Source organism: Thalassospira sp. CH_XMU1458 (assembly GCF_037027205.1).
GTDB lineage: Bacteria > Pseudomonadota > Alphaproteobacteria > Rhodospirillales > Thalassospiraceae > Thalassospira > Thalassospira tepidiphila.
Genome location: NZ_JAYMDW010000003.1, coordinates 940681 through 959282, shown reverse-complemented (window position 1 = coordinate 959282; position 18602 = coordinate 940681). Strand labels below are relative to the sequence as shown.

At 55.5% G+C, this 18602-nt stretch carries 15 protein-coding genes; 7 read left to right on the top strand and 8 right to left on the bottom strand.

The window, feature by feature from the left end; all coding sequences use genetic code 11:
* Nucleotides 1-10 precede the first annotated feature (10 nt).
* From WBY09_RS18430 to WBY09_RS18415, 4 genes are all read right to left on the bottom strand, one after another.
* The gene (locus WBY09_RS18430; RefSeq protein ID WP_197147079.1) at nucleotides 11-1003 is read right to left on the bottom strand and encodes an ABC transporter ATP-binding protein; all 993 of its coding nucleotides are present in this window, start codon (nucleotides 1001-1003) and stop codon (nucleotides 11-13) included.
* Complete coding sequence (locus WBY09_RS18425) at nucleotides 996-2933, bottom strand: dipeptide/oligopeptide/nickel ABC transporter permease/ATP-binding protein (RefSeq protein WP_197147078.1); 1938 nt, start codon at nucleotides 2931-2933, stop codon at nucleotides 996-998. The genes WBY09_RS18430 and WBY09_RS18425 overlap by 8 nt, the downstream gene beginning before the upstream one ends.
* Entirely contained in the window at nucleotides 2930-3877 is a 948-nt protein-coding gene (locus WBY09_RS18420; RefSeq protein WP_062955687.1) for an ABC transporter permease, read from the bottom strand. The genes WBY09_RS18425 and WBY09_RS18420 overlap by 4 nt, the downstream gene beginning before the upstream one ends.
* A 90-nt stretch (nucleotides 3878-3967) precedes the next feature.
* Nucleotides 3968-5536, bottom strand: coding sequence for an ABC transporter substrate-binding protein (locus WBY09_RS18415; RefSeq protein WP_286791782.1), 1569 nt, complete (start codon nucleotides 5534-5536; stop codon nucleotides 3968-3970).
* Nucleotides 5537-5776: 240 nt separating this feature from the next.
* On the opposite strand from WBY09_RS18415, the gene WBY09_RS18410 reads away from it, so the two are divergent.
* From WBY09_RS18410 to WBY09_RS18390, 5 genes are all read left to right on the top strand, one after another.
* Nucleotides 5777-6442 carry a DUF1028 domain-containing protein gene (locus WBY09_RS18410; protein ID WP_197147076.1) on the top strand — a complete coding sequence of 222 codons (666 nt, stop codon included), beginning with the start codon at nucleotides 5777-5779 and terminating at the stop codon, nucleotides 6440-6442.
* A 19-nt stretch (nucleotides 6443-6461) separates the two neighbouring features.
* Nucleotides 6462-7709: an allantoate amidohydrolase gene (locus tag WBY09_RS18405; RefSeq protein ID WP_336233547.1), complete on the top strand. Its 1248-nt coding sequence runs from the start codon at nucleotides 6462-6464 to the stop codon at nucleotides 7707-7709.
* Between the two features lie 594 nt (nucleotides 7710-8303).
* Entirely contained in the window at nucleotides 8304-8738 is a 435-nt protein-coding gene (locus WBY09_RS18400; RefSeq protein ID WP_064781861.1) for a universal stress protein, read from the top strand.
* 31 nt (nucleotides 8739-8769) lie between these two features.
* Nucleotides 8770-10290 (top strand): alanine/glycine:cation symporter family protein, encoded by a 1521-nt coding sequence (locus WBY09_RS18395; protein ID WP_336233546.1) that lies wholly within the window; start codon nucleotides 8770-8772, stop codon nucleotides 10288-10290.
* Nucleotides 10291-10502: 212 nt separating this feature from the next.
* Nucleotides 10503-12149, top strand: a complete 1647-nt coding sequence (locus WBY09_RS18390) for a U32 family peptidase C-terminal domain-containing protein (protein ID WP_008890140.1) — start codon at nucleotides 10503-10505, stop codon at nucleotides 12147-12149.
* 155 nt (nucleotides 12150-12304) lie between these two features.
* Here the strand turns inward: WBY09_RS18390 and WBY09_RS18385 are convergent, their stop codons facing one another.
* The 3 genes from WBY09_RS18385 to WBY09_RS18375 form a co-directional block, all read right to left on the bottom strand.
* Complete coding sequence (locus tag WBY09_RS18385; protein WP_336233545.1) at nucleotides 12305-12898, bottom strand: DedA family protein; 594 nt, start codon at nucleotides 12896-12898, stop codon at nucleotides 12305-12307.
* 90 nt (nucleotides 12899-12988) lie between these two features.
* Complete coding sequence (locus WBY09_RS18380; protein WP_008890142.1) at nucleotides 12989-13402, bottom strand: DUF3830 family protein; 414 nt, start codon at nucleotides 13400-13402, stop codon at nucleotides 12989-12991.
* An 8-nt stretch (nucleotides 13403-13410) separates the two neighbouring features.
* The gene (locus WBY09_RS18375) at nucleotides 13411-14649 is read right to left on the bottom strand and encodes an SLC13 family permease (RefSeq protein ID WP_336233543.1); all 1239 of its coding nucleotides are present in this window, start codon (nucleotides 14647-14649) and stop codon (nucleotides 13411-13413) included.
* Between the two features lie 591 nt (nucleotides 14650-15240).
* Between WBY09_RS18375 and WBY09_RS18370 the strand changes: the two genes are divergently transcribed.
* A complete protein-coding gene (locus WBY09_RS18370; protein ID WP_008890144.1) occupies nucleotides 15241-16374 on the top strand; it encodes a type III PLP-dependent enzyme in 1134 nt (377 codons plus the stop codon).
* Nucleotides 16375-16397: 23 nt separating this feature from the next.
* Nucleotides 16398-16904 (top strand): GNAT family N-acetyltransferase, encoded by a 507-nt coding sequence (locus WBY09_RS18365; protein ID WP_287444528.1) that lies wholly within the window; start codon nucleotides 16398-16400, stop codon nucleotides 16902-16904.
* 82 nt (nucleotides 16905-16986) lie between these two features.
* Here WBY09_RS18365 and WBY09_RS18360 read toward each other — a convergent pair whose 3' ends face one another.
* Nucleotides 16987-18561 (bottom strand): YbaY family lipoprotein, encoded by a 1575-nt coding sequence (locus tag WBY09_RS18360; protein WP_336233542.1) that lies wholly within the window; start codon nucleotides 18559-18561, stop codon nucleotides 16987-16989.
* Nucleotides 18562-18602: the final 41 nt, after the last annotated feature.

Genomic DNA, 18602 nt, shown 5'->3' with positions numbered 1-18602 from the left:
CTATCCTTTTTCAGGACCTTGTCACCGGATTGAGCGGATGCAGACATGCCGCATCGTGGTTATCCAAGCCGTATTGTGCATCCGGGACGGTGGCAACACAATCATCCTGGGCCCGCGGGCAGCGTGGCGCAAAGGCACAGCCCGGCGGCGGGGCCAGCGGATCGGGCAATTCGGCACTGGCATCTTCGACCGTAAGGCCGCGTTTACCCGGTACTGGCGCACTATCAAGCAACAACCGGGTATAGGGATGCTGCGGCTTTTCAAACAATGCCCGTCCCGGCGCCTGTTCAACGACCCGGCCGAAATACATCACGGCCACCCGGTCACTGACTGCTTGGACCACGGAAAGGTCATGACTGATAAACACATAGGTCAGGCCAAATTGCGCCTTGAGTTCCGCCAGAAGGTTCAAAACCTGCGCCTGCACAGACACATCAAGTGCCGAGACCGGTTCATCAAGCACAATGATTTCCGGTTCTGCCGCAAGGGCGCGCGCAATGCCGATGCGCTGGGCCTGCCCGCCGGAAAACTCATGCGGGTAACGATCAAGAAATTCCGGACGCAGATTGACCGCATCCATCAATTCCTTCATCCGCTTATCGAGCGCATCGCCCGAAAGACCACGCAAATGACGCAAGGGGGCCGCCAGCGTTTCACGGACCAGCCTGCGCGGATTAAGCGAGCTGATCGGATCCTGAAAGACATACTGGATGCGCTTGGACAAGGCGTGGCGATCCTGGGCGATCAGATCATTCATATCCGATCCGGTCAGGGTAATATTGCCCTCTGTCGGGCGATCCAGCCCGACCAGCATGCGGGCCAGTGTTGACTTGCCACAACCTGATTCCCCGACAATGCCCAATGTTTCACCCTTGCGCACCGCCACATCAATGCCGCGCACGGCATAGACCATGGGTTTCGGCCCGCCCAAAATCGTGCGGCCGCCGCCAAAGGTGCGCACAAGGTCGCTGGTTTGCAAAACGACGTCAGACGTCTCAGACATTTGCCGCCTCCATCGGTTTGATACAGCGCACACCATGGCCGTCGCCCAAATCATCAAAGCTGATCTCACCAACCCGGCATTTATCCTCTGCCCGTTCGCAGCGATCAGCAAAGGCACACCCGGCTGGCAGGTTGTTAACGGCCGGTGGCAATCCCGGAATAGCCGCAGTGCGACGGTCCGGCTCACCCAGACGCGGCACGCAGTCAATCAGACGCTTGGTATAGGGATGCGCCGGATGGCCAAGAACCTGTTCGGTCGTGCCCATTTCAACAATGCGTCCGGCATACATCACCGCCACCCGGTCACAAATTTCCGACACCACACCAAAATCATGGGTGATGAACAGGACCGAAGTCCCGTGATCGGTGCGCAAATTGTTCATCAATTTCAAAATCTGCGCCTGCACGGTGACATCAAGGGCCGTCGTCGGTTCATCGGCGATGATAAGTTGCGGCTCATTGGCAAGGGCCATGGCAATGCCGACACGCTGGCGCATACCGCCCGAAAGTTGATGGGGATAGTTTTCCGCCCGGCGTTCCGGGTTGGGAATACGCACCATGCCCAAAAGCTTAACCGCCTTGGCCCAGGCATCCTTGTAGCTCATGGCGTTATGGGCGCGGATCGCCTCGACCAGCTGATCGCCAATGGAAAACAGCGGATGCAGCGTTGAAAGCGGATCCTGGAATACATAGGCCGCCTTGCCACCGCGAATGTCGCGGACCTCGCGTTCGGACATGTCAAACACGTCCTTGCCATCAAACATCACCCGGCCCCCGGCAATCGTGCCGGGTGGCGATGCCACAAGCCCCAAAAGCGAAAGTGCGGTTACCGATTTGCCGGACCCGGACTCGCCCACCAGACCAACGCATTCATTCTTGCCGACCGAGAAACTGACACCACCCACGGCCTTGTAGGTGTCATCTCCCAGAACGAATTCGGTGCGAAGTTCGTCAACGGCCAGAACGGTGTCATCGTCAACCGGATGACCTGTGCCCTCGTCGCTGCGATCAATCTTGGTCATGGGCGCCGGACGTGCGAGCGCGCCCGATTTCAAACGCGGATCAAGCACATCACGGATGCCATCACCCAGCAAGTTGATGCTCATCACCAGAATAAAGATCATCGCACCGGGAATGGCCGAAAGGTGCTGGGCGGTCGTGATCAGTTTGCGCCCCTCGCCCAGCATGGAGCCAAGGTCGGCCTGTGGCGGCTGCGCACCAAGCCCCAAAAAGCTCAAACCTGCCGTCTCAAGGATCATCCAGCCGACCGTGGTCGAAATCGTAATCACGATCACCGGCATGACATTTGGCAGGATTTCCGTCACCAAGATACGGATATGCCCCTTGCCAGACAGCTTGGCGGCATCAACGAATTCACGATGCGCAATACCCACCGTCACACCGCGAATGTTCCGCGCAAAGAACGGAATATTGACGACCGCAATCGCATAAAGCGCATTCATCAGACCCGGTCCAAGGGCTGCGACAATCGCCAGTGCCAGAAGGATATAGGGAAAGGCCATCAACATATCGATGCCGCGCATCATGATGTTGTCTGTCCGCCCGCCGAAATAGCCCGACACAATCCCGATGGTCGATCCGAACAGGGCCGCCACCAGGGATGCCGAGATCCCGACCGCAAGACTGACCCGTGTGCCCCAAAGCAAACGCGACAAGAGATCACGTCCCAAATGATCCGTGCCCAGAAAATGCCCCTCCGAGAAAGGCGGCAACAAACGTTGCGCCGGGTCGGTCACATCCGGATCGGGCAGCGGAAGGATCGGCGTGATCAAGACAAGCGCGATGACAAGGGCAAGGATCGCAGCCCCCATCAGGGCCAGCTGATTACGCGCCAAAAGCTTAAACGCCGAGGGCCGCGCAGAACGCTTTTTGGCTTTGATATCCGGTGCTGTTGCTGTGTTGCTGGTCATGCCTTCACCCTCGGATCAAGCAGATGCTGCAACACATCGGCAAACAGATTGAAAAGAACATAGCTGCCCGCGACCAGAACCACGCCTCCCTGTACAAGCAGGATATCACGGGTCGAAATCGCATTGACCAGCATGCGACCAATTCCGGGCCACTGGAACACGGTTTCAATATAAACCGCCCCGCCCAGAACAAAGCCCGCCTGCACCCCGATCACCGGAATGACATTCACCAGTGCTGCCTTGAAGGCATGGCGATAAATCACACGGTTTTCATCAAGCCCCTTGGCGCGCGCGGTGCGAATGAAATCCTGACGCAGGACTTCAAGCATGTTCGATCGGGTCAACCGGGCAATAATCCCGGTTGCCACCACGGCAAGCGTGACCGACGGTAAAATCAAATGGCGGATCAGATCGGGCAAATCCCCACCACCATAAATCGCATACATGCCGCTGACCGGAAGCCACCGCAATTCAACGGCAAAGAACATCATCAATAAAAGACCCAGCCAGAAACTGGGCACGGAAATGCCAATCAGGACCGCAAAGGTCAGCGCCTTGTCCGCCCAGCCATATTGACGCACGGCGGAAATTACCCCGGTCAAAAGGCCAAAAATGGTACAGAGAACAAGCGACGTACCCGCAAGGATCAGGGTCGCGCCAAACCGTTCAAGGATTTCATCCAGAACTGGTCGGTTCAGGCTATAGGATCGCCCGAAATCGCCCTGAAGCATATTTGTCAGCCAGATCCAGTATTGTTCGACCATGGTTTTGTCCAAACCAAGATCGGCACGCAACTTCTCGACATTATCCGGCGTGGCATAGGATCCAAGGATCGCCAATGCCGGATCGCCGGGGATCATCGACATAATCAAAAATACGATCACGGTCAGGCCCAGTAAAACCGGCACCATCAGGATCAATCGACGTAAAATATAGACGTGCATGGCAAGGCTCGTCTGGCTATGTGCGGGAAATGGGATTTAAAGCAAAAATGCCGGGGCTGGCAGGCCATGCCCCGGCATTGATGTATCAGATCAGTTCTTTACGACATCATCAAGCAGCAGGAAGAAGGACGGCTGCAATTTGAAACCATCCACCATCGTGCTTGAAACCGCATTCTGTTTCCAGTTTGCGATAAAGGCCCAAGGTGCATCGTCATAGACGATTTCCTGCATCTCGCGATACAGCTTGGCACGTTCGGCCTGATCGGTCGAAGAGCGGGCTGCTTCAAGAAGCTTGTCCACTTCCGGGTTGGAATAGTACCCCGAATTGAAGCCACCCTTGTCCGGCCATGCATCGGTGCGCAGTGCCAGATATGGCAGGGTGTCGGGATCGTTGGTCATCCATGCCATTTCTGCCATGTCCGCCTTGCCTTCAAGACCCGGGTTCACCTTGCCAAGGAAGGTGTTCCATTCGTAGGTCTCGATTGCAACCGTCAAGCCAACCTGTGCCAGATCCGCCTGAATAGCTGCCCCCATCGGAACCGGATCAAGCATGCCCGAGCCGCCTTCGGTGACATAGAAGGTAACTTCTGCCCCTTCGGCACCGGCTTCCTTGATCAGCTGTTTGGCCTTTTCAACGTCATGCGGATAAGGCTGGAGCTGCTCGTTATAGGCCCATGCAAAGGCAGGCGGGGTGGGACCCGATGCGATTTCAGCCGTCCCCTGCAGGACGTTTTCCACCAATGCCTTTTTATCAATGGCATAGTTGATCGCCTGACGGACTTTCTTGTCCTGGAACGGGCCTTCTTTCAGATTGAGGATCAGGAACCACAAGTGCGGGCCTGCCTGTTCATAGACGCTGAAGTTATTGTCGCCCGCAAGCTGGGTCAGGCTGTCTGGCGGGACTTCGACCATCAGGTCAATACCGCCAGCCATCAATTCAGCCACACGGGTGTTAGCATCCGTAATCGGACGGAACACAACTGCTTCAAGCTTGGCAGGATCTTCCCAGTAATCGTCGTTGCGTACGACAACCACCTTGGCGTTGCTTTCCCATTCGGCAAATTTGAACGGACCGGTGCCCACCGGGCTGCGGCCAAAGTCTGCCCCGTTTTCCGCAACAGCCGTCGGCGAAACAATCAGGCCGGTCGGATAGGCAAGGTTGGACAGGAACGGCGCATAAGGTGCGTTCAGCTGGAACTTGACGGTCAGGTCATCGACGACTTCGACCTCTTCCACCGCGCTAAAGAAGAAGGCAAGCGGGAAAGGACCGGTGTCATGTTCAGGATGATTTTCATCAAGCATGCGGTCAAAATTGTATTTGACCGCCTCGGCATTGAATGGTGTGCCGTCATGGAAGGTCACATCATCCCGCAGATTGAAAGTGTAAACCGTGCCGTCATCTGAGATCGTCCAGCTTTCTGCAAGGGCGGGCTCGGCTTCGAGCGTGCCGTCCTTGTAGCGGACCAGACCATCATAAACATTCATCAGAATGCGGAAATCATTCACGGCGGTCACTGCCGCCGGATCAAGTGATTTGGGCTCTGCAATCTGACCGACCACCAGGACACCCGGTGGCGTCTGGGCTTCGGCCGGGCCGAAACCGATTGCGGAAACCGCAAGGGTTGCTGCTGCAAGCACCCCTTTAAACAGGCTTTTCATTCAAGCCTCCCATGTTGAAACCTTCCTGTTACCCCCGGCTCATACCGAACCGACCGACAACGCACCGTATGTGAGGTGTTCTTTTTGATTGGACGTTTCCTGAATTCCGAACCCGTTGTCGATGCTTTCGGATGTCACGGTTGCAAAACCTATTTATAATGATAAATTCGAATTCGGCAATTATTTATCATGATAAATTTAGGACAGCACATTCAACAAGCTGTCTGACAGGCGGGAAACATGACCTTCACAATCGTCGCCAGAGACCCGAAAACCAATGCACTTGGCATCGCCAGCGCAACGGGAAATCTGGCCGTTGGCGGGTTTGTCCCGCATATTGCGCCGGGTATTGGTGCCATCGCCACACAGGGTTTCTCGACCAATTTTTGGTACGGCATCAATGGTCTGGCACTGCTTGAACAAGGAAAATCTGCGGAGTCGGTCCGAGAAAAACTGACCGGCGATGACGATGGTCGCAATTGGCGACAATTGATCGTCCTTGACCAGACTGGTGAAACGGCTGTCTGGACGGGGGATAAAAACCGATCAGAAACCGCCGATATCACCGAGCGTGATTTGGCGATTGCCGGAAATATGCTGGCCCACAGCAATGTACCCGATGCCATGCGTGAAAAGTTCACCATGATGCGCAAGGCACAAGAGCCATTTGAAAAATGCATTCTCGAAGCGCTCGTCGCAGGTTTCAAGGCCGGGGGTGATGTGCGTGGCACAACATCGGCAGTGATCAAGGTCATGACGCCAAACCGCCTGCCCCTTGATCTGCGTGTTGATGATCATTCTGATCCCGTGCACGAACTGATGCGCCTGTATGGCAAAACACAGGACCCGGAATACCGTTACTTCTTTGATCGTCTGCCGACGCCTGACAAACCTCACCAATACTAGAACCAGGGCAAAAATCGCCATGCTTGGCCAACTGATCTTTGACCGCCTTGAAGAGGCCGCCATCCACAGCCAACCCGGTCCGGGTGTTACCCGTCTGTTCTTGAGTGACGAACACCGCGCCGTCACGCCGCTGATCCGCGATTGGATGACCAGGGCGGGCCTTGTCAGTGAAATTGACGCCGCAGGCAATATTGTCGGGCGTGATCAAAAGGCGCTGGATGGCGCGCCTACCCTGATTATGGGATCCCATCAGGACACTGTTGTTTCAGGCGGAAAATATGACGGAATGCTGGGCGTTGCCCTGCCAATTGCGGTGATCGAACAACTCAATAAATCAGGGATCGACTTGCCCTTCGGCATCGAAATTGTCGCCTTTGGCGATGAAGAAGGTACGCGCTTTCAATCAACACTCGTCGGTTCTCGGGCGCTGGCGGGCAAACATGACCCGAAATCGCTGGAGGCCACCGATGATAAAGGCATCTCTGTTGCCGATGCCTTGCGCGCATTTGGCTGTAGGCCCGAAGATATCGCAGGCCTCAAACGTGACAAGGCCAATGTACTGGGCTTTATCGAAACCCATATCGAACAGGGCCCGGTTCTTGAAAAACGTGATCTGCCCGTTGGCGTTGTTACCGCACTGACCGGCATTGAACGCCACCGCATCCGTATTCAGGGCAAGGCCAGCCATGCGGGAACAACCCCGATGAATGACCGACACGATGCCTTGGTGGCAGCCGCCGATGTCATCCATCAGGTAGAAGGCATCTGTTCGATGACCGATGGCATGGTCGGTGTCGTCGGCAAGATCGAAGTCAGCCCGAATGCCGTCAATGTCATTCCCGATCATGTCGATCTGACCATCGAACTGCGCGCACCTAAACGGATCGTTCGGGTCAATGGTCGCGGACAAATCCTGTCGGCACTGCCCAATATCGCGACCAATCGCCGTGTGGAAATATCGGCCGACCTGACCTATGAGGCCGAAGGCGTGCCGTGCGCCAACTGGATCATGGATGGGCTGGGTCAGGCAATTGGTGAACAGGGCATAAAACCCTTTCGGCTGTTTAGCGGGGCTGGCCATGACGGACTTGCCATGCATGACCTGTGCGACATTGGCATGTTGTTTGTGCGGTGTCGCGACGGGCTAAGCCACCATCCCGACGAAGCCGTCACGCCCGAGGATATCAATGTTGCCGCCCGCGTTTTGATCGACTTCCTGCAAATGGTCGGCCCTATCAAAGGAATTTCTGGCACAGAAACGGCCTGATCAATCCGGTCGACCCACTTTTTTTAAGCGTTCATACAAAACATTCCCGCGCGCGCCGAAAAATTCGGCGCGTTTTATTTTGTTTGGGCGGCAAATAACACGCCAAAACAGAACATCTTATTTTTATATATCAACTTTTTGGCGAATTTGTTTCAGTTTTATGTATCATTCCCCGATGTCGTTTCACTTGGCGCTGGAAATGAAATTCGGGGGAACCGTCGTGTGCTGGTGTCAGGGATTAGGGGCAGGATCTATTAATTTGGTTTGAATGGCAGTGCTTATATTTGTGAAATCCAAGGAAAAGCCCGCTGGGCGGGTTGGTATCCCGCTCAAGGGATTTGACGCGGGAGTTCGCAAATATAAGCACTGTCCTTCGGATCGACCGAATTTGCACGGGCTACTTTGTCGCAAAAACTTGAAAGATATATATCTTCCTGCGTTTTCGCTTCGCGTATCCGCTCAAATTTGGTCGACCATTCGAAACAAATTAATAGGTCCTGCCCCTAAAGCGACATGGTACAGGCCGACACCTGTATTGCGAGAGGAAGTGGGAGAGTCTTATCCGACATTTCAGTCTCTGATCAGGAGAAGCACATGACCGATCAGCCAATTCTTGTGGGCTATGACGGAACAGATGCAGCACAGCGTGCCGTGGAATTCGCGGGCAAACGCGCAACAGCCGAAGGCTGCGCCATTCATCTGGTTTACGTTCTTGAATGGTCCCCCTACAGCTTCCTGTCGACACAGGAACTTGAAGAACGCCATCAAAGGCGAACAGAAGAACTGTCGCGGGCGGAGGAAACCCTCAAGCCCGCGTTGGACGCGCTTAACAAACTTAAAATACCGGTAACTTCGGAAGTCCGCTACGGCCATTCCGGCGAATTGATCTGCAAGATCGCCGAAGACAAAGGCGCCTGTCAGATCATCGTCGGCAGGAAGGGTGGATCGACATTGAGCGCGCGGCTGCTGGGCAGTTTGCCGCTTACCCTGGTTCAGGCATCGCCTGTTCCGGTCACTGTCGTTCCGTAAGGCAATCACGAAGTTAAACCGGAGAACCATCATGTTCTGGAAAAAGACAGCAGCGGCCAGCGCCGTTGCAATGATATCGGCCACCCTGCCGCAAATCGCACTTGCGCAGGAAGTCGGCCTTGATGAAAGAATCAATCAGGCGATCGCACCGATTTCTAACGTGATTGCCGGCACCATGTTCTATTCCGTGCCGATTGCCGGCACAGAATTTCCCCTTATTGTCGGCTGGCTTGTTGTTGCCGCCACCATTTTCACGCTTTATTTCGGCTTTGTTCAGTTCCGTCGCTTCGGCCATGCCATTGCGCTGGTCAAGGGCGACTATTCCCACCCCGAAGATGCTGGTGAAGTTTCCCACTTTCAGGCCCTTGCCACCGCCCTTTCGGGCACGGTCGGGCTTGGCAATATTGCCGGTGTCGCCGTTGCGGTTTCCATCGGTGGACCGGGGGCCACATTCTGGATGATCCTGGCCGGACTTTTGGGCATGGCATCGAAATTCACCGAATGTACGCTGGGCGTTAAATACCGGAACGAATATGAAGACGGCCGCGTTTCGGGTGGCCCGATGTATTACCTGTCAAAGGGCATGGCTGAAAAAGGCAAACCCGGATTGGGCAAGGTCTTGGCCGTGGTCTTTTCGATCTGCTGTATTGGTGGCGCTGTTGGCGGCGGCAATATGTTTCAGGCCAATCAGGCCTTCCAGCAGGTGGTCAATGTCACCGGCGGGGAAAACAGCTTCCTTGCCGGGTCGGGCTGGTTGTTTGGCCTGATCATGGCAATCATTGTTGGCGTCGTGATCATTGGCGGCATCAAATCCATCGCCAAGGTGACCGAAAAGATCGTCCCGCTTATGGCAGTGATTTACGTCACCGCCGGCATGATCATTATCTTGTCCAACATCACCATGGTCGGCGATGCCTTTGCCCAGATCTTTGTCGGTGCGTTTACCGGTGCCGGTGTTGCCGGCGGTGTGATCGGTGCGCTGATCCAGGGCTTTAAACGTGCAGCGTTTTCGAACGAAGCCGGCATTGGCTCAGCCGCCATCGCCCACGCAGCCGTCCGCACCAAGGAACCGGTGACAGAGGGCTATGTCGCCCTTCTTGAACCGTTCATTGATACGGTGGTGATCTGCACCATGACCGCCCTTGTGATTACCATCAGTGGCGAGTTGAATTCTGGTCTGACCGGGGTTGAGCTGACCTCGGCCGCGTTTGCATCGGCCTTTACCTGGTTCCCGCTGATCCTGGCACTGGCGGTTGTGCTGTTTGCCTTTTCGACCATGCTGTCTTGGTCCTATTACGGGCTTAAAAGCTGGACCTATCTGGTCGGTGAAGGCAAGGGCAAGGAGATCATTTTCAAACTGTTCTTCTGCCTGTGCGTGATCGTTGGGGCGTCCATGAGCCTCGGTCCCGTGATTGATTTCTCGGACTCCATGATCTTTGCCATGGCGATCCCCAACATCATCGGCCTTTATTTCCTGATGCCGGTGGTGCGCGGTGAGGTCAAACAATACTGGGCCAAGATCGAAAGCGGCGAGATCAAAAAGGTCAAGTAAGCCAAAACTTTGAAACGATTCCAAACACCCCTGCCCCTTGGCGGGGGTGTTTTGGTTGGCGCCCTGCAAGCCCGACATGGCAGCTCATCACGGCCTTAGCTATGCAAGGCTTGCGAAATATGCGATTTTAATCGGCACAGGCAGCAGGCTGTGATAGAAGCCGCGCCAGAGAGATTTCCCGCAGACGACCAAATAGAAAAGACCCGCAAGTGATGAGTAATCAATCGCGCCGTTCCGAATTGCTGATGCCCGCAGGCTCGCTCGAAAAGCTGAAAGTTGCTGTGCTCTATGGCGCAGACGCCGTTTACATGGGCACGCCGGACCTGTCGCTGCGCGTTAAAAGCCAGATGTCACTTGATGACGTAGTGGAGGGCATCGACTTTGCCCACAGCCATGGTGTGCGCGTTTACCTCACACTGAACCTGTTTTCGCATAACAAGGACATCGACAAGCTGCCGGAATATGTCGATACCGTGCGCAAGGTCCGCCCGGATGGCCTGATCGTGGCCGATCCGGGTGTATTCATGTTTGTCCGCGAACATGCGCCGGAACTTGATTTGCATGTCTCGACACAGGCAAACGTGTGCTCGTGGCAAAGCGTGAAATTCTGGCAGAGCATCGGTGCCAAGCTGGTCGTTCTGGGGCGTGAAGTTTCCTATGAGGAACTGACGGAAATCCGCGAAAAATGCCAGGACATCAAGATCGAGGCCTTTGTGCATGGCTCGATGTGCATGACCTATTCCGGTCGGTGCCTGCTGTCGAACTTCATGGCCGAACGCGGTGCGAACCAAGGGGCCTGTGCCAACAGCTGCCGCTGGAAATACAAAGTCCACATGAAGCTTAAGGACGGCACGGTCAAGGAACTCAAACTGACCGAGGAAAACCTCGAGATGTTTGACTTCTTCCTGGAAGAAGACATGCGTCCGGGCGAGCTGATGGAAATTCAGGAAGACGAGCGTGGATCCTACATCCTGAACTCGCGCGATCTGTGCATCATGCCGAAGCTTGAAGATTATCTGAAAATCGGTGTCGACAGCCTCAAGGTCGAAGGGCGCGGCAAAAGCCCGTATTACGCTGGCCTCGTTGCGCGCGCCTACCGCATGGCGATTGATGACTGGTACAAGGATCCGGAAAATTGGTCGGCCGAAGAATATATGAAGGAACTGGCGACCATTCCGAACCGGGGCTATACGCTGGCCTTCCATGACGGGCGCCTGACCAATTATGCGCACGGCTATGACAGCAACACCAATGTGTCGGATTGGGAATTTGCCGGAATGATCGAGGAAGTCGAAGACGACGCCTTTATCATGTCGGTCAAAAACCGCATGTTGCCCGGTGACGTGATCGAAATCGTGCCGCCGCGTACGCGCCAGACGATCTTCATCCGCATGTATGAATTCATCGATGCCAAAACCGGCAAGGTCGGCGAAGCGGTCCATGCCAACACCCATCCGCGCATCCGCCTGCCATTCAGCCTGTTTGAACAGGAAGACCCGGAATTCCTGAAACGTGAAATCCTGCCGATGACCATCGTGCGCAAGGAAAAGGCCCTGTCCGAAGACGAATGGCAACGCCTGAAACTTGATCAGGAAGGCCACAAGATTGAAATGGGCAAGGGCAACGAAGAACGCTATGACGCGAAACGCGAAGCGCTCCAGACCGCCCTTGATGACCGCCAAAAGGAACGTTCGTTCCGCACCCCGCGCGTTGGCACCAAGGGGTGCTGTGGCCGGGGTTGCAATGGCTGCCTGATCTTCTGGCATGATGAAAGCTACGCCAAGGCGCGCGAAATTCTTGCCAAACGCAAACAGGGCGAAATGCTGGAAAAAGACGGCAAGACGATTGCCGCGGAGTAACCGGTTTCCGTGAAATCGTCATTCCCGCGAAGGCGGGAATCCATGATGCGATCCATCGGCCACAGATTCCGGGTCTGCGCTTTGCTCCGCCCGGAATGACAAGTGTAATAATAAAATGGCAGCATTCGATTTCGATGCTGCCGTTTTTTATTGGATTACTTGATAGCACGTTCGGCCTGCTCCTCAAGCCGATCAATCCGGCGAAGCGCAAACCAGCCCAGCACAAGAAACACAATCAGCAAGATCGGGCTGAGCATCGCAAGATTTTGTTCAACCAGTTCGGACATCCCCGCCCCCAGGCTATGGCCAAGCCCATAGTAAAGCCCGACCCAAAGCAGCACCGATGCGATACTAAGTGGCAGGAAACGGATGAACGACATCGAGCTCATGCCGACCGGGAACACCCCAAACGATCGCACCCCATGCGGATAGCGACAGAGCAGGATATAGGCGACACCATAATGCTCAAACAATCGCAGGGTCTTGCCCATCCAGTCTGACAGGGATTTGGGCAGCTTGCGGACAATCGCATCGCCGTATTTTCGCGCAAGGCCAAAGCGCAGCACATCGCCAACAAGGCCGCCAGCGATCATTGATGTAACCGCCGGCACAATCATCAGGCTTTCGGCCGCCACCAGCATGCCGGCAAATACCGGCAGGATGCTGGATTTGCTGACGCAATAGGTGAAGATCAGGATATAGACCAGATCCTGATGATCCTGAATCCACAGATTAATCGTCTCAAACACGGCACGTCCGCCTGCACTTATTGGATGGTGGTTCGCCTTCTAGGCCAATCCGGACACACTTGAAAGTGTGCCCGATCACAGTTGCGGTGATTACGCCAGTTCAAACCGGATCGACTGCGCACCTTCCCAAAGCGTCATCTTGCCAAGCTTTTCTAGGTCTTCGAGATTGCTGGTGACCGTGATGAAATGGTTGCCGGCAAGCTGGCCGACCTTGGAGGCGAAATGCACCCCGCCATAGGCCAGCAGGATTTCGGTTTCACTGATGCCCCCGGGATAGAGGATGATCTGTCCCGGTGCCGGGAAGCTGGTGTGGTTTTCATAATCAACACCGAACTGATAATCGCCGAGTGGCATCCACACCCCCTCGCCGCTCCAGCGGACATGGACCGCCTTGCTTTCAAACGGCATGCGATCAAGGAACGCCTTGCAGGTATGCGGCGCCTTTTCGATTTCGAGCACCGCGTCAAAGGTGAAGGGACCGGCGGTAATTTTGATATTGGACATGATGTTTCCTATGAAATCAGGATGACCCACCCCAGCGACAACGCCAGACTGATCAATGTAACGGGCACGCCAAGGCGCGCATAATCGATAAATGAAATCACCGTTCCGGCCTTTGCGGCCTGCTCAACGGCAATGATATTGGCAACCGAGCCAACAATCAGGAAGTTGCCCGACAATGTCGAAAAAATCGCCAGCGCATGCAACATTTCCGTGCTCCATTCCGGACCGAGTGAGAGCAACATCATCACCAGCGGCACATTGCCAATCGTATTGGACCCGGCCAGCGACACACCGGCCAGAACACCCGGATGATGGATTTGCAACGTGATCAGAACATCGCGAAACAGGCTGGCGATCACGTCATTTTGCGCCATCGCGCCAGTGACGATAAACAACCCGCAAAACAGCGCCAGCAAATGCCAGTCAACCCGCCCCAGAACCTGATCGGTCGACAGGCGACGGCTGAGCAGCAAGGCCCCCACCACCAGAAGCGACCAAAGCGCACGGTCTTCGACAAAGACAAAAATCGCGATCACGGCGATGGTCGCCAAAACCGCCTTGGTCAGGATGGTTTTATCAAGCGGACGAACCGGTTGATCGATTGATCGCGCATTTGCGTTTGCGCCCGTCCCGGCAGAATATGTTTGCCTGCGCATCATCGGGCTTCGCAAAATCACGACATAGACCACGCCAAGTGCCAGGAGTGCAGGCACAGCACAGGCCAGAACAAAGCCGATAAAATCAAGATTGCCAAACTCGGCAATCATCAGATTTTGCGGATTGCCAATCAGGGTGGCTGCCGATCCGGCATTGGCAGCACACGCCACCGCAATCACATAGGGTTTGGGATCAAGCCCGCGCGCAATCACCCCGGTAATCAAAACCGGCGTCACTGCCCAGACGACAACATCATTGGTCAAAAAGGCCGATAGCACCCCGCACATCACAATCACACCGGCCAGCAACCCGCCCGGCCCGCATTTGAGCGCGGTGATCCGATGTCCGATCCAATCAAAAAAGCCGCTTGCCGCATATTGTGACGACAGCACCATCAATGTCAGCAACACCGCAAGGGTGGCAAAATCAATCGACGCCAGTGCGCCATCGCGGTCAACCGCCCCACTGATCAGCAAGGTCACCGCGCCAAAAACGGCAATGCCGGTGCGGTTGATCGCAAGCCACGGCCAACGCCCCAGCGCCATGCCGATATAGACCAGAACAAAAACAACGGCGATCAGCCAATTCATAAAATGCCCCCATGACCACGGCGACTGCCGGGTTTCGAATAATGGCTACAGCGCCGCCGGGAAACGGTCAATCGGCATGATATTCACGTTCGGGTTATGCGCAAATTGCAATGCCCCATACCGAAATGCGCCAACTGAATTTCTTGCAAACCCCGAACGCGGCCATTTGAGCCATTTTGTGCGTTGCGACATCAGTTCTTCGACGATCCTGCGATTGTTTCATGACAAAACGGGTGAAAATTTCACTTGCGCGGAAAAAGCAACGGGCGTACATGCGGACTTGCCCAAAGTCGCACGTGCCTGTGGTGGTCCTGCTTACTGGAACCCGTAGGACTTACTTAAAGCAACGACGGTGTAGGGCTTTTTTGGTCTCAGGTGGCGTCCAAATCCACCGACACTAAAGAGGCACACCATCATTGCCCACGTGCGGAACGGGAACTCCCCATTCCATAGCGAGGCAGACTTAACTTCGCAGTTCCGGTTGGCCCCGGGGCTAAACAGCACGCAAGTAGTCCGCGTCATTGCGCCTCCACCGCGCACACGCATCAGGTACATGCACGCTGCCATATCGTGGAATGGGAGAACGCCCCAATGGCAACTCAGCGTATTATTGATTTTCTCGCACAGAACCGCCCGGAAGGCCCTTGCCTTGTTGTTGACCTCGACGTTGTTCAGCGCAACTACGAGACCTTTACCCGTGCCCTGCCGAGCTCGCGCATTTTCTATGCCGTCAAAGCAAACCCGGCACCGGAAGTTCTGAGCCTGCTTGCCGATCTTGGCAGCAACTTTGACACTGCATCCGTCCCGGAAATCGAAATGGCGATGGCCGCAGGTGCAAGCCCGGACCGCATTTCGTTTGGTAACACCATCAAAAAAGAACGCGACATTGCGCGCGCTTTTGAACTCGGTGTGCGCCTCTATGCTGTTGATTGCGTCGAAGAAGTCGAAAAAATTGCCCGTGTCGCACCGGGTGCGCAGGTTTTCTGCCGCATTCTGACCGACGGCGTTGGCGCAGAATGGCCGCTGTCGCGCAAATTCGGTTGCGCACCTTCCATGGCGCTCGAAGTTCTTCAGCATGCCCATCACATGGGTCTGGATGCCTATGGCGTGTCCTTCCACGTCGGGTCGCAGCAGTGCAACCTTGACGCCTGGGACACTGCGCTTTCCGAAGCATCCTCGATCTTCCGTACCCTGGCGGAAAAAGGCATTCACCTTCGCATGGTCAATATGGGTGGGGGCTTCCCGACCCGTTACCTGCGCGACATTCCGGCAACCGAAGCATACGGTGCGGCAATTGTTGATGCGCTTCACAACCACTTTGGCAACCACATGCCCGAAACCATTATCGAACCGGGCCGTGGCATGGTGGGTGATGCCGGCGTGATCAAAGCCGAGGTTGTTCTGATTTCGCGCAAGCATGCCGATGATCCGGTGCGCTGGGTTTACCTTGATATCGGTAAATTCGGTGGCCTTGCCGAAACCATGGACGAAGCGATCCGCTATCCGATCACCACGATCCATGATGGCGGCGAAGTTGCCCCGTGCGTTCTGGCTGGCCCGACCTGTGATTCGGCTGACGTGCTGTATGAAAAGACCCCGTATGACCTGCCGGTCTCTTTGACCATCGGTGACGAGGTTCTGATCGAAGCAACCGGTGCCTATACCACCACTTATGCATCTGTGGCGTTCAACGGCTTCTCGCCGCTTGCCGCCTATATCATCTGACCCCATTCGGGAAAGATAGGCCAATGATCACAATTGATCGCGAAGGCGCATATTCGCACATTGAACGCGAAAAGCTGCTTGATCGCGTAATGGGTCAGGCGCGGTTTCAGAAATCGTCTGAAATCCTGCGCCGTAATCGGCTTCCGGCGGACGGTCTTGCGTTTGTCGCCCACGACGGCAAACAAATGATCGGCACCGTCCGGTTGTGGAATGTCAATGCTGGCGATGCAGGGGATGCATTGCTGCTCGGCCCGCTTGCCGTCGACAAGATCTATAGCGGGTCCGGCGTGGGTGCCGGTCTGGTTTATGCCGCCCTTAATGCGGCACAGGCTAGCGGTCACCGTTCGGTTCTTCTGGTGGGGGATCCGGACTACTACGCACGCTTTGGCTTCCATGCGGCCCCCGCAAGCGGGCTTTTGATGCCCGGCCATTTTGACCGTCACCGGTTCCAGGCGGTCCATCTTGGCAACGGCGATGGCTTAAGTGGTTCAACCGGTATGCTGCGTGCGACCGGGGCCATGGTCCACTAAGACATCAAAGCGATACGACAAAAAAATCCCGGCCCGGGTTTCCCCGGCCGGGATTTTTGTTATCCGACCTTTGTCGATCAGATCAGCAGGTCTTTTCCGACAACCAGCCGATAAACACGCCATTCTGTTCAAGGCGTTCATGGGCAAAGCATTCGCCGCCGGGATAGGCGCTATTGGCCGGGGTGTAGCGCACAATGTCTTCGCCGGGCAGAATGTTGGTCGTGGTTTCGACCTGTTCGGTATGGGCGGTGCCCATGCCATCAGACGTCACAAGACAATCATAACGCCCGCCATTGCCATTGATGGTGCGGACACCGACCATGCCATGATCCATCGGCCAGGCTTTCAGCACCGACACCAGATCACCGGGGTTTTTGGCAAGGCAGGCGGTGATGGCAGGCATCATGTCATCGAAATAGCGCGTCCAGATGCCATCGCCCTGTCTTTTAAGCTCAGCAACCGAGACCACCGGGAAATCACCCGGTGCAAGGGCAAGGCTTGCGGCCTCGACCGGCATGGATGAAACCGCACAATGGAAATCGCCCGACGGCGTTGTCCAGATTGCATCAGCCCCCTTGCCCCGCAATTCGTACATGTCGTTGCCATAACCATATCCCGAACCGGTCGGCATCTGTGCCAGACTGATCGGTTCGCGTCCGCGCATTTCGACAATGGCGCGCTCCGCGTCATGATCAAATGTTACGGCAAAGCGGCTTTGATCATTGCAGATAAACAGTTCCGGGCCGGTCATCGGATCCGGGGTGCTGTTAAGCTGGCTTAACATCGCCTCGATCCGGCTGAGCGCCACCTTGCTTTGCGATAATGCCCCGCTGATTTCATGTTCATCGGGCTGGCTGGATGTGCCGTTGACGGTTTTGGTACCACTGGAAAAGCGCCCCTGGGCGAAATCAAGTGTCAGGGTGTAATGCAGCGGTGCGTCGCTTTGCTCCCCGCCGTAATTGACCCGTTTGGCGTCCTCGGCAAAGCGCAGCAATTGACCATTGCGGTAATAGAGTTTGACGTCGCTTGATCCGTAATCACCAAGATCGCGATGCTCATCAACAAGAAGCGGTTCGCCATCCGTCGTGACATAGGCCTTATAGGTCACGGTGTGGTCCGATGCGGAATACTGGCCGGGAATGACACGCATGTCGGCCAGTTTGGCCTCGATCGCGGCGATGTCGTCAGGGACATCCGATCCATCGCCGTTGCGCGCACCGTCACCCTGAACGCGCGGCACCTGGCGAACGACGATATCAACGTCGCTTGGCGCACCACGGGTCAGGACCGGGTAGCTTTGATCATTGCGAAACAGAAGATCGCCATTGGCATTGACGATTTTGGCTTCCACCGCATAGCTGTGCTTGGGTTCGATATCATCAAGATCATAGGGCAGGATGAAAACCATCGGCGGATTTGCCACCGGCTGGCGCAGCGATGCGATTTCCACCGATGGCGCGTCAGCACGCGAGACATCAAGCAACCGCACGACAAGGAAGGTATTGTCCGGCGAAAGTGCGATCCGTTCACGGTAACTGACCGATCCGGTGACGCTGTTGCTTGGTGATTGCAGGGCGGCACAGCCCGACAATATTGCGACCACGCCAAAGGCAATAAGCGCCCTTGCCCACATGGTTGCGGCGGTAACAGGTTTCATTTTAACCCCGGCTTGCTCGTATTTTTGGTGATGTATTCTGC

What these genes read in the sequence shown, in the direction of transcription:
- WBY09_RS18415 (WP_286791782.1), bottom strand. Translation starts at nt 5,536, where the DNA reads ATGAAAAGCCTGTTTAAAGGGGTGCTTGCAGCAGCAACCCTTGCGGTT.
- WBY09_RS18390 (WP_008890140.1), top strand. Translation starts at nt 10,503, where the DNA reads ATGAGTAATCAATCGCGCCGTTCCGAATTGCTGATGCCCGCAGGCTCG.
- WBY09_RS18380 (WP_008890142.1), bottom strand. Translation starts at nt 13,402, where the DNA reads ATGTCCAATATCAAAATTACCGCCGGTCCCTTCACCTTTGACGCGGTG.
- WBY09_RS18375 (WP_336233543.1), bottom strand. Translation starts at nt 14,649, where the DNA reads ATGAATTGGCTGATCGCCGTTGTTTTTGTTCTGGTCTATATCGGCATG.
- WBY09_RS18370 (WP_008890144.1), top strand. Translation starts at nt 15,241, where the DNA reads ATGGCAACTCAGCGTATTATTGATTTTCTCGCACAGAACCGCCCGGAA.
- WBY09_RS18420 (WP_062955687.1), bottom strand. Translation starts at nt 3,877, where the DNA reads ATGCACGTCTATATTTTACGTCGATTGATCCTGATGGTGCCGGTTTTA.
- WBY09_RS18410 (WP_197147076.1), top strand. Translation starts at nt 5,777, where the DNA reads ATGACCTTCACAATCGTCGCCAGAGACCCGAAAACCAATGCACTTGGC.
- WBY09_RS18400 (WP_064781861.1), top strand. Translation starts at nt 8,304, where the DNA reads ATGACCGATCAGCCAATTCTTGTGGGCTATGACGGAACAGATGCAGCA.
- WBY09_RS18360 (WP_336233542.1), bottom strand. Translation starts at nt 18,561, where the DNA reads ATGAAACCTGTTACCGCCGCAACCATGTGGGCAAGGGCGCTTATTGCC.
- WBY09_RS18425 (WP_197147078.1), bottom strand. Translation starts at nt 2,933, where the DNA reads ATGACCAGCAACACAGCAACAGCACCGGATATCAAAGCCAAAAAGCGT.
- WBY09_RS18430 (WP_197147079.1), bottom strand. Translation starts at nt 1,003, where the DNA reads ATGTCTGAGACGTCTGACGTCGTTTTGCAAACCAGCGACCTTGTGCGC.
- WBY09_RS18405 (WP_336233547.1), top strand. Translation starts at nt 6,462, where the DNA reads ATGCTTGGCCAACTGATCTTTGACCGCCTTGAAGAGGCCGCCATCCAC.
- WBY09_RS18365 (WP_287444528.1), top strand. Translation starts at nt 16,398, where the DNA reads ATGATCACAATTGATCGCGAAGGCGCATATTCGCACATTGAACGCGAA.
- WBY09_RS18395 (WP_336233546.1), top strand. Translation starts at nt 8,770, where the DNA reads ATGTTCTGGAAAAAGACAGCAGCGGCCAGCGCCGTTGCAATGATATCG.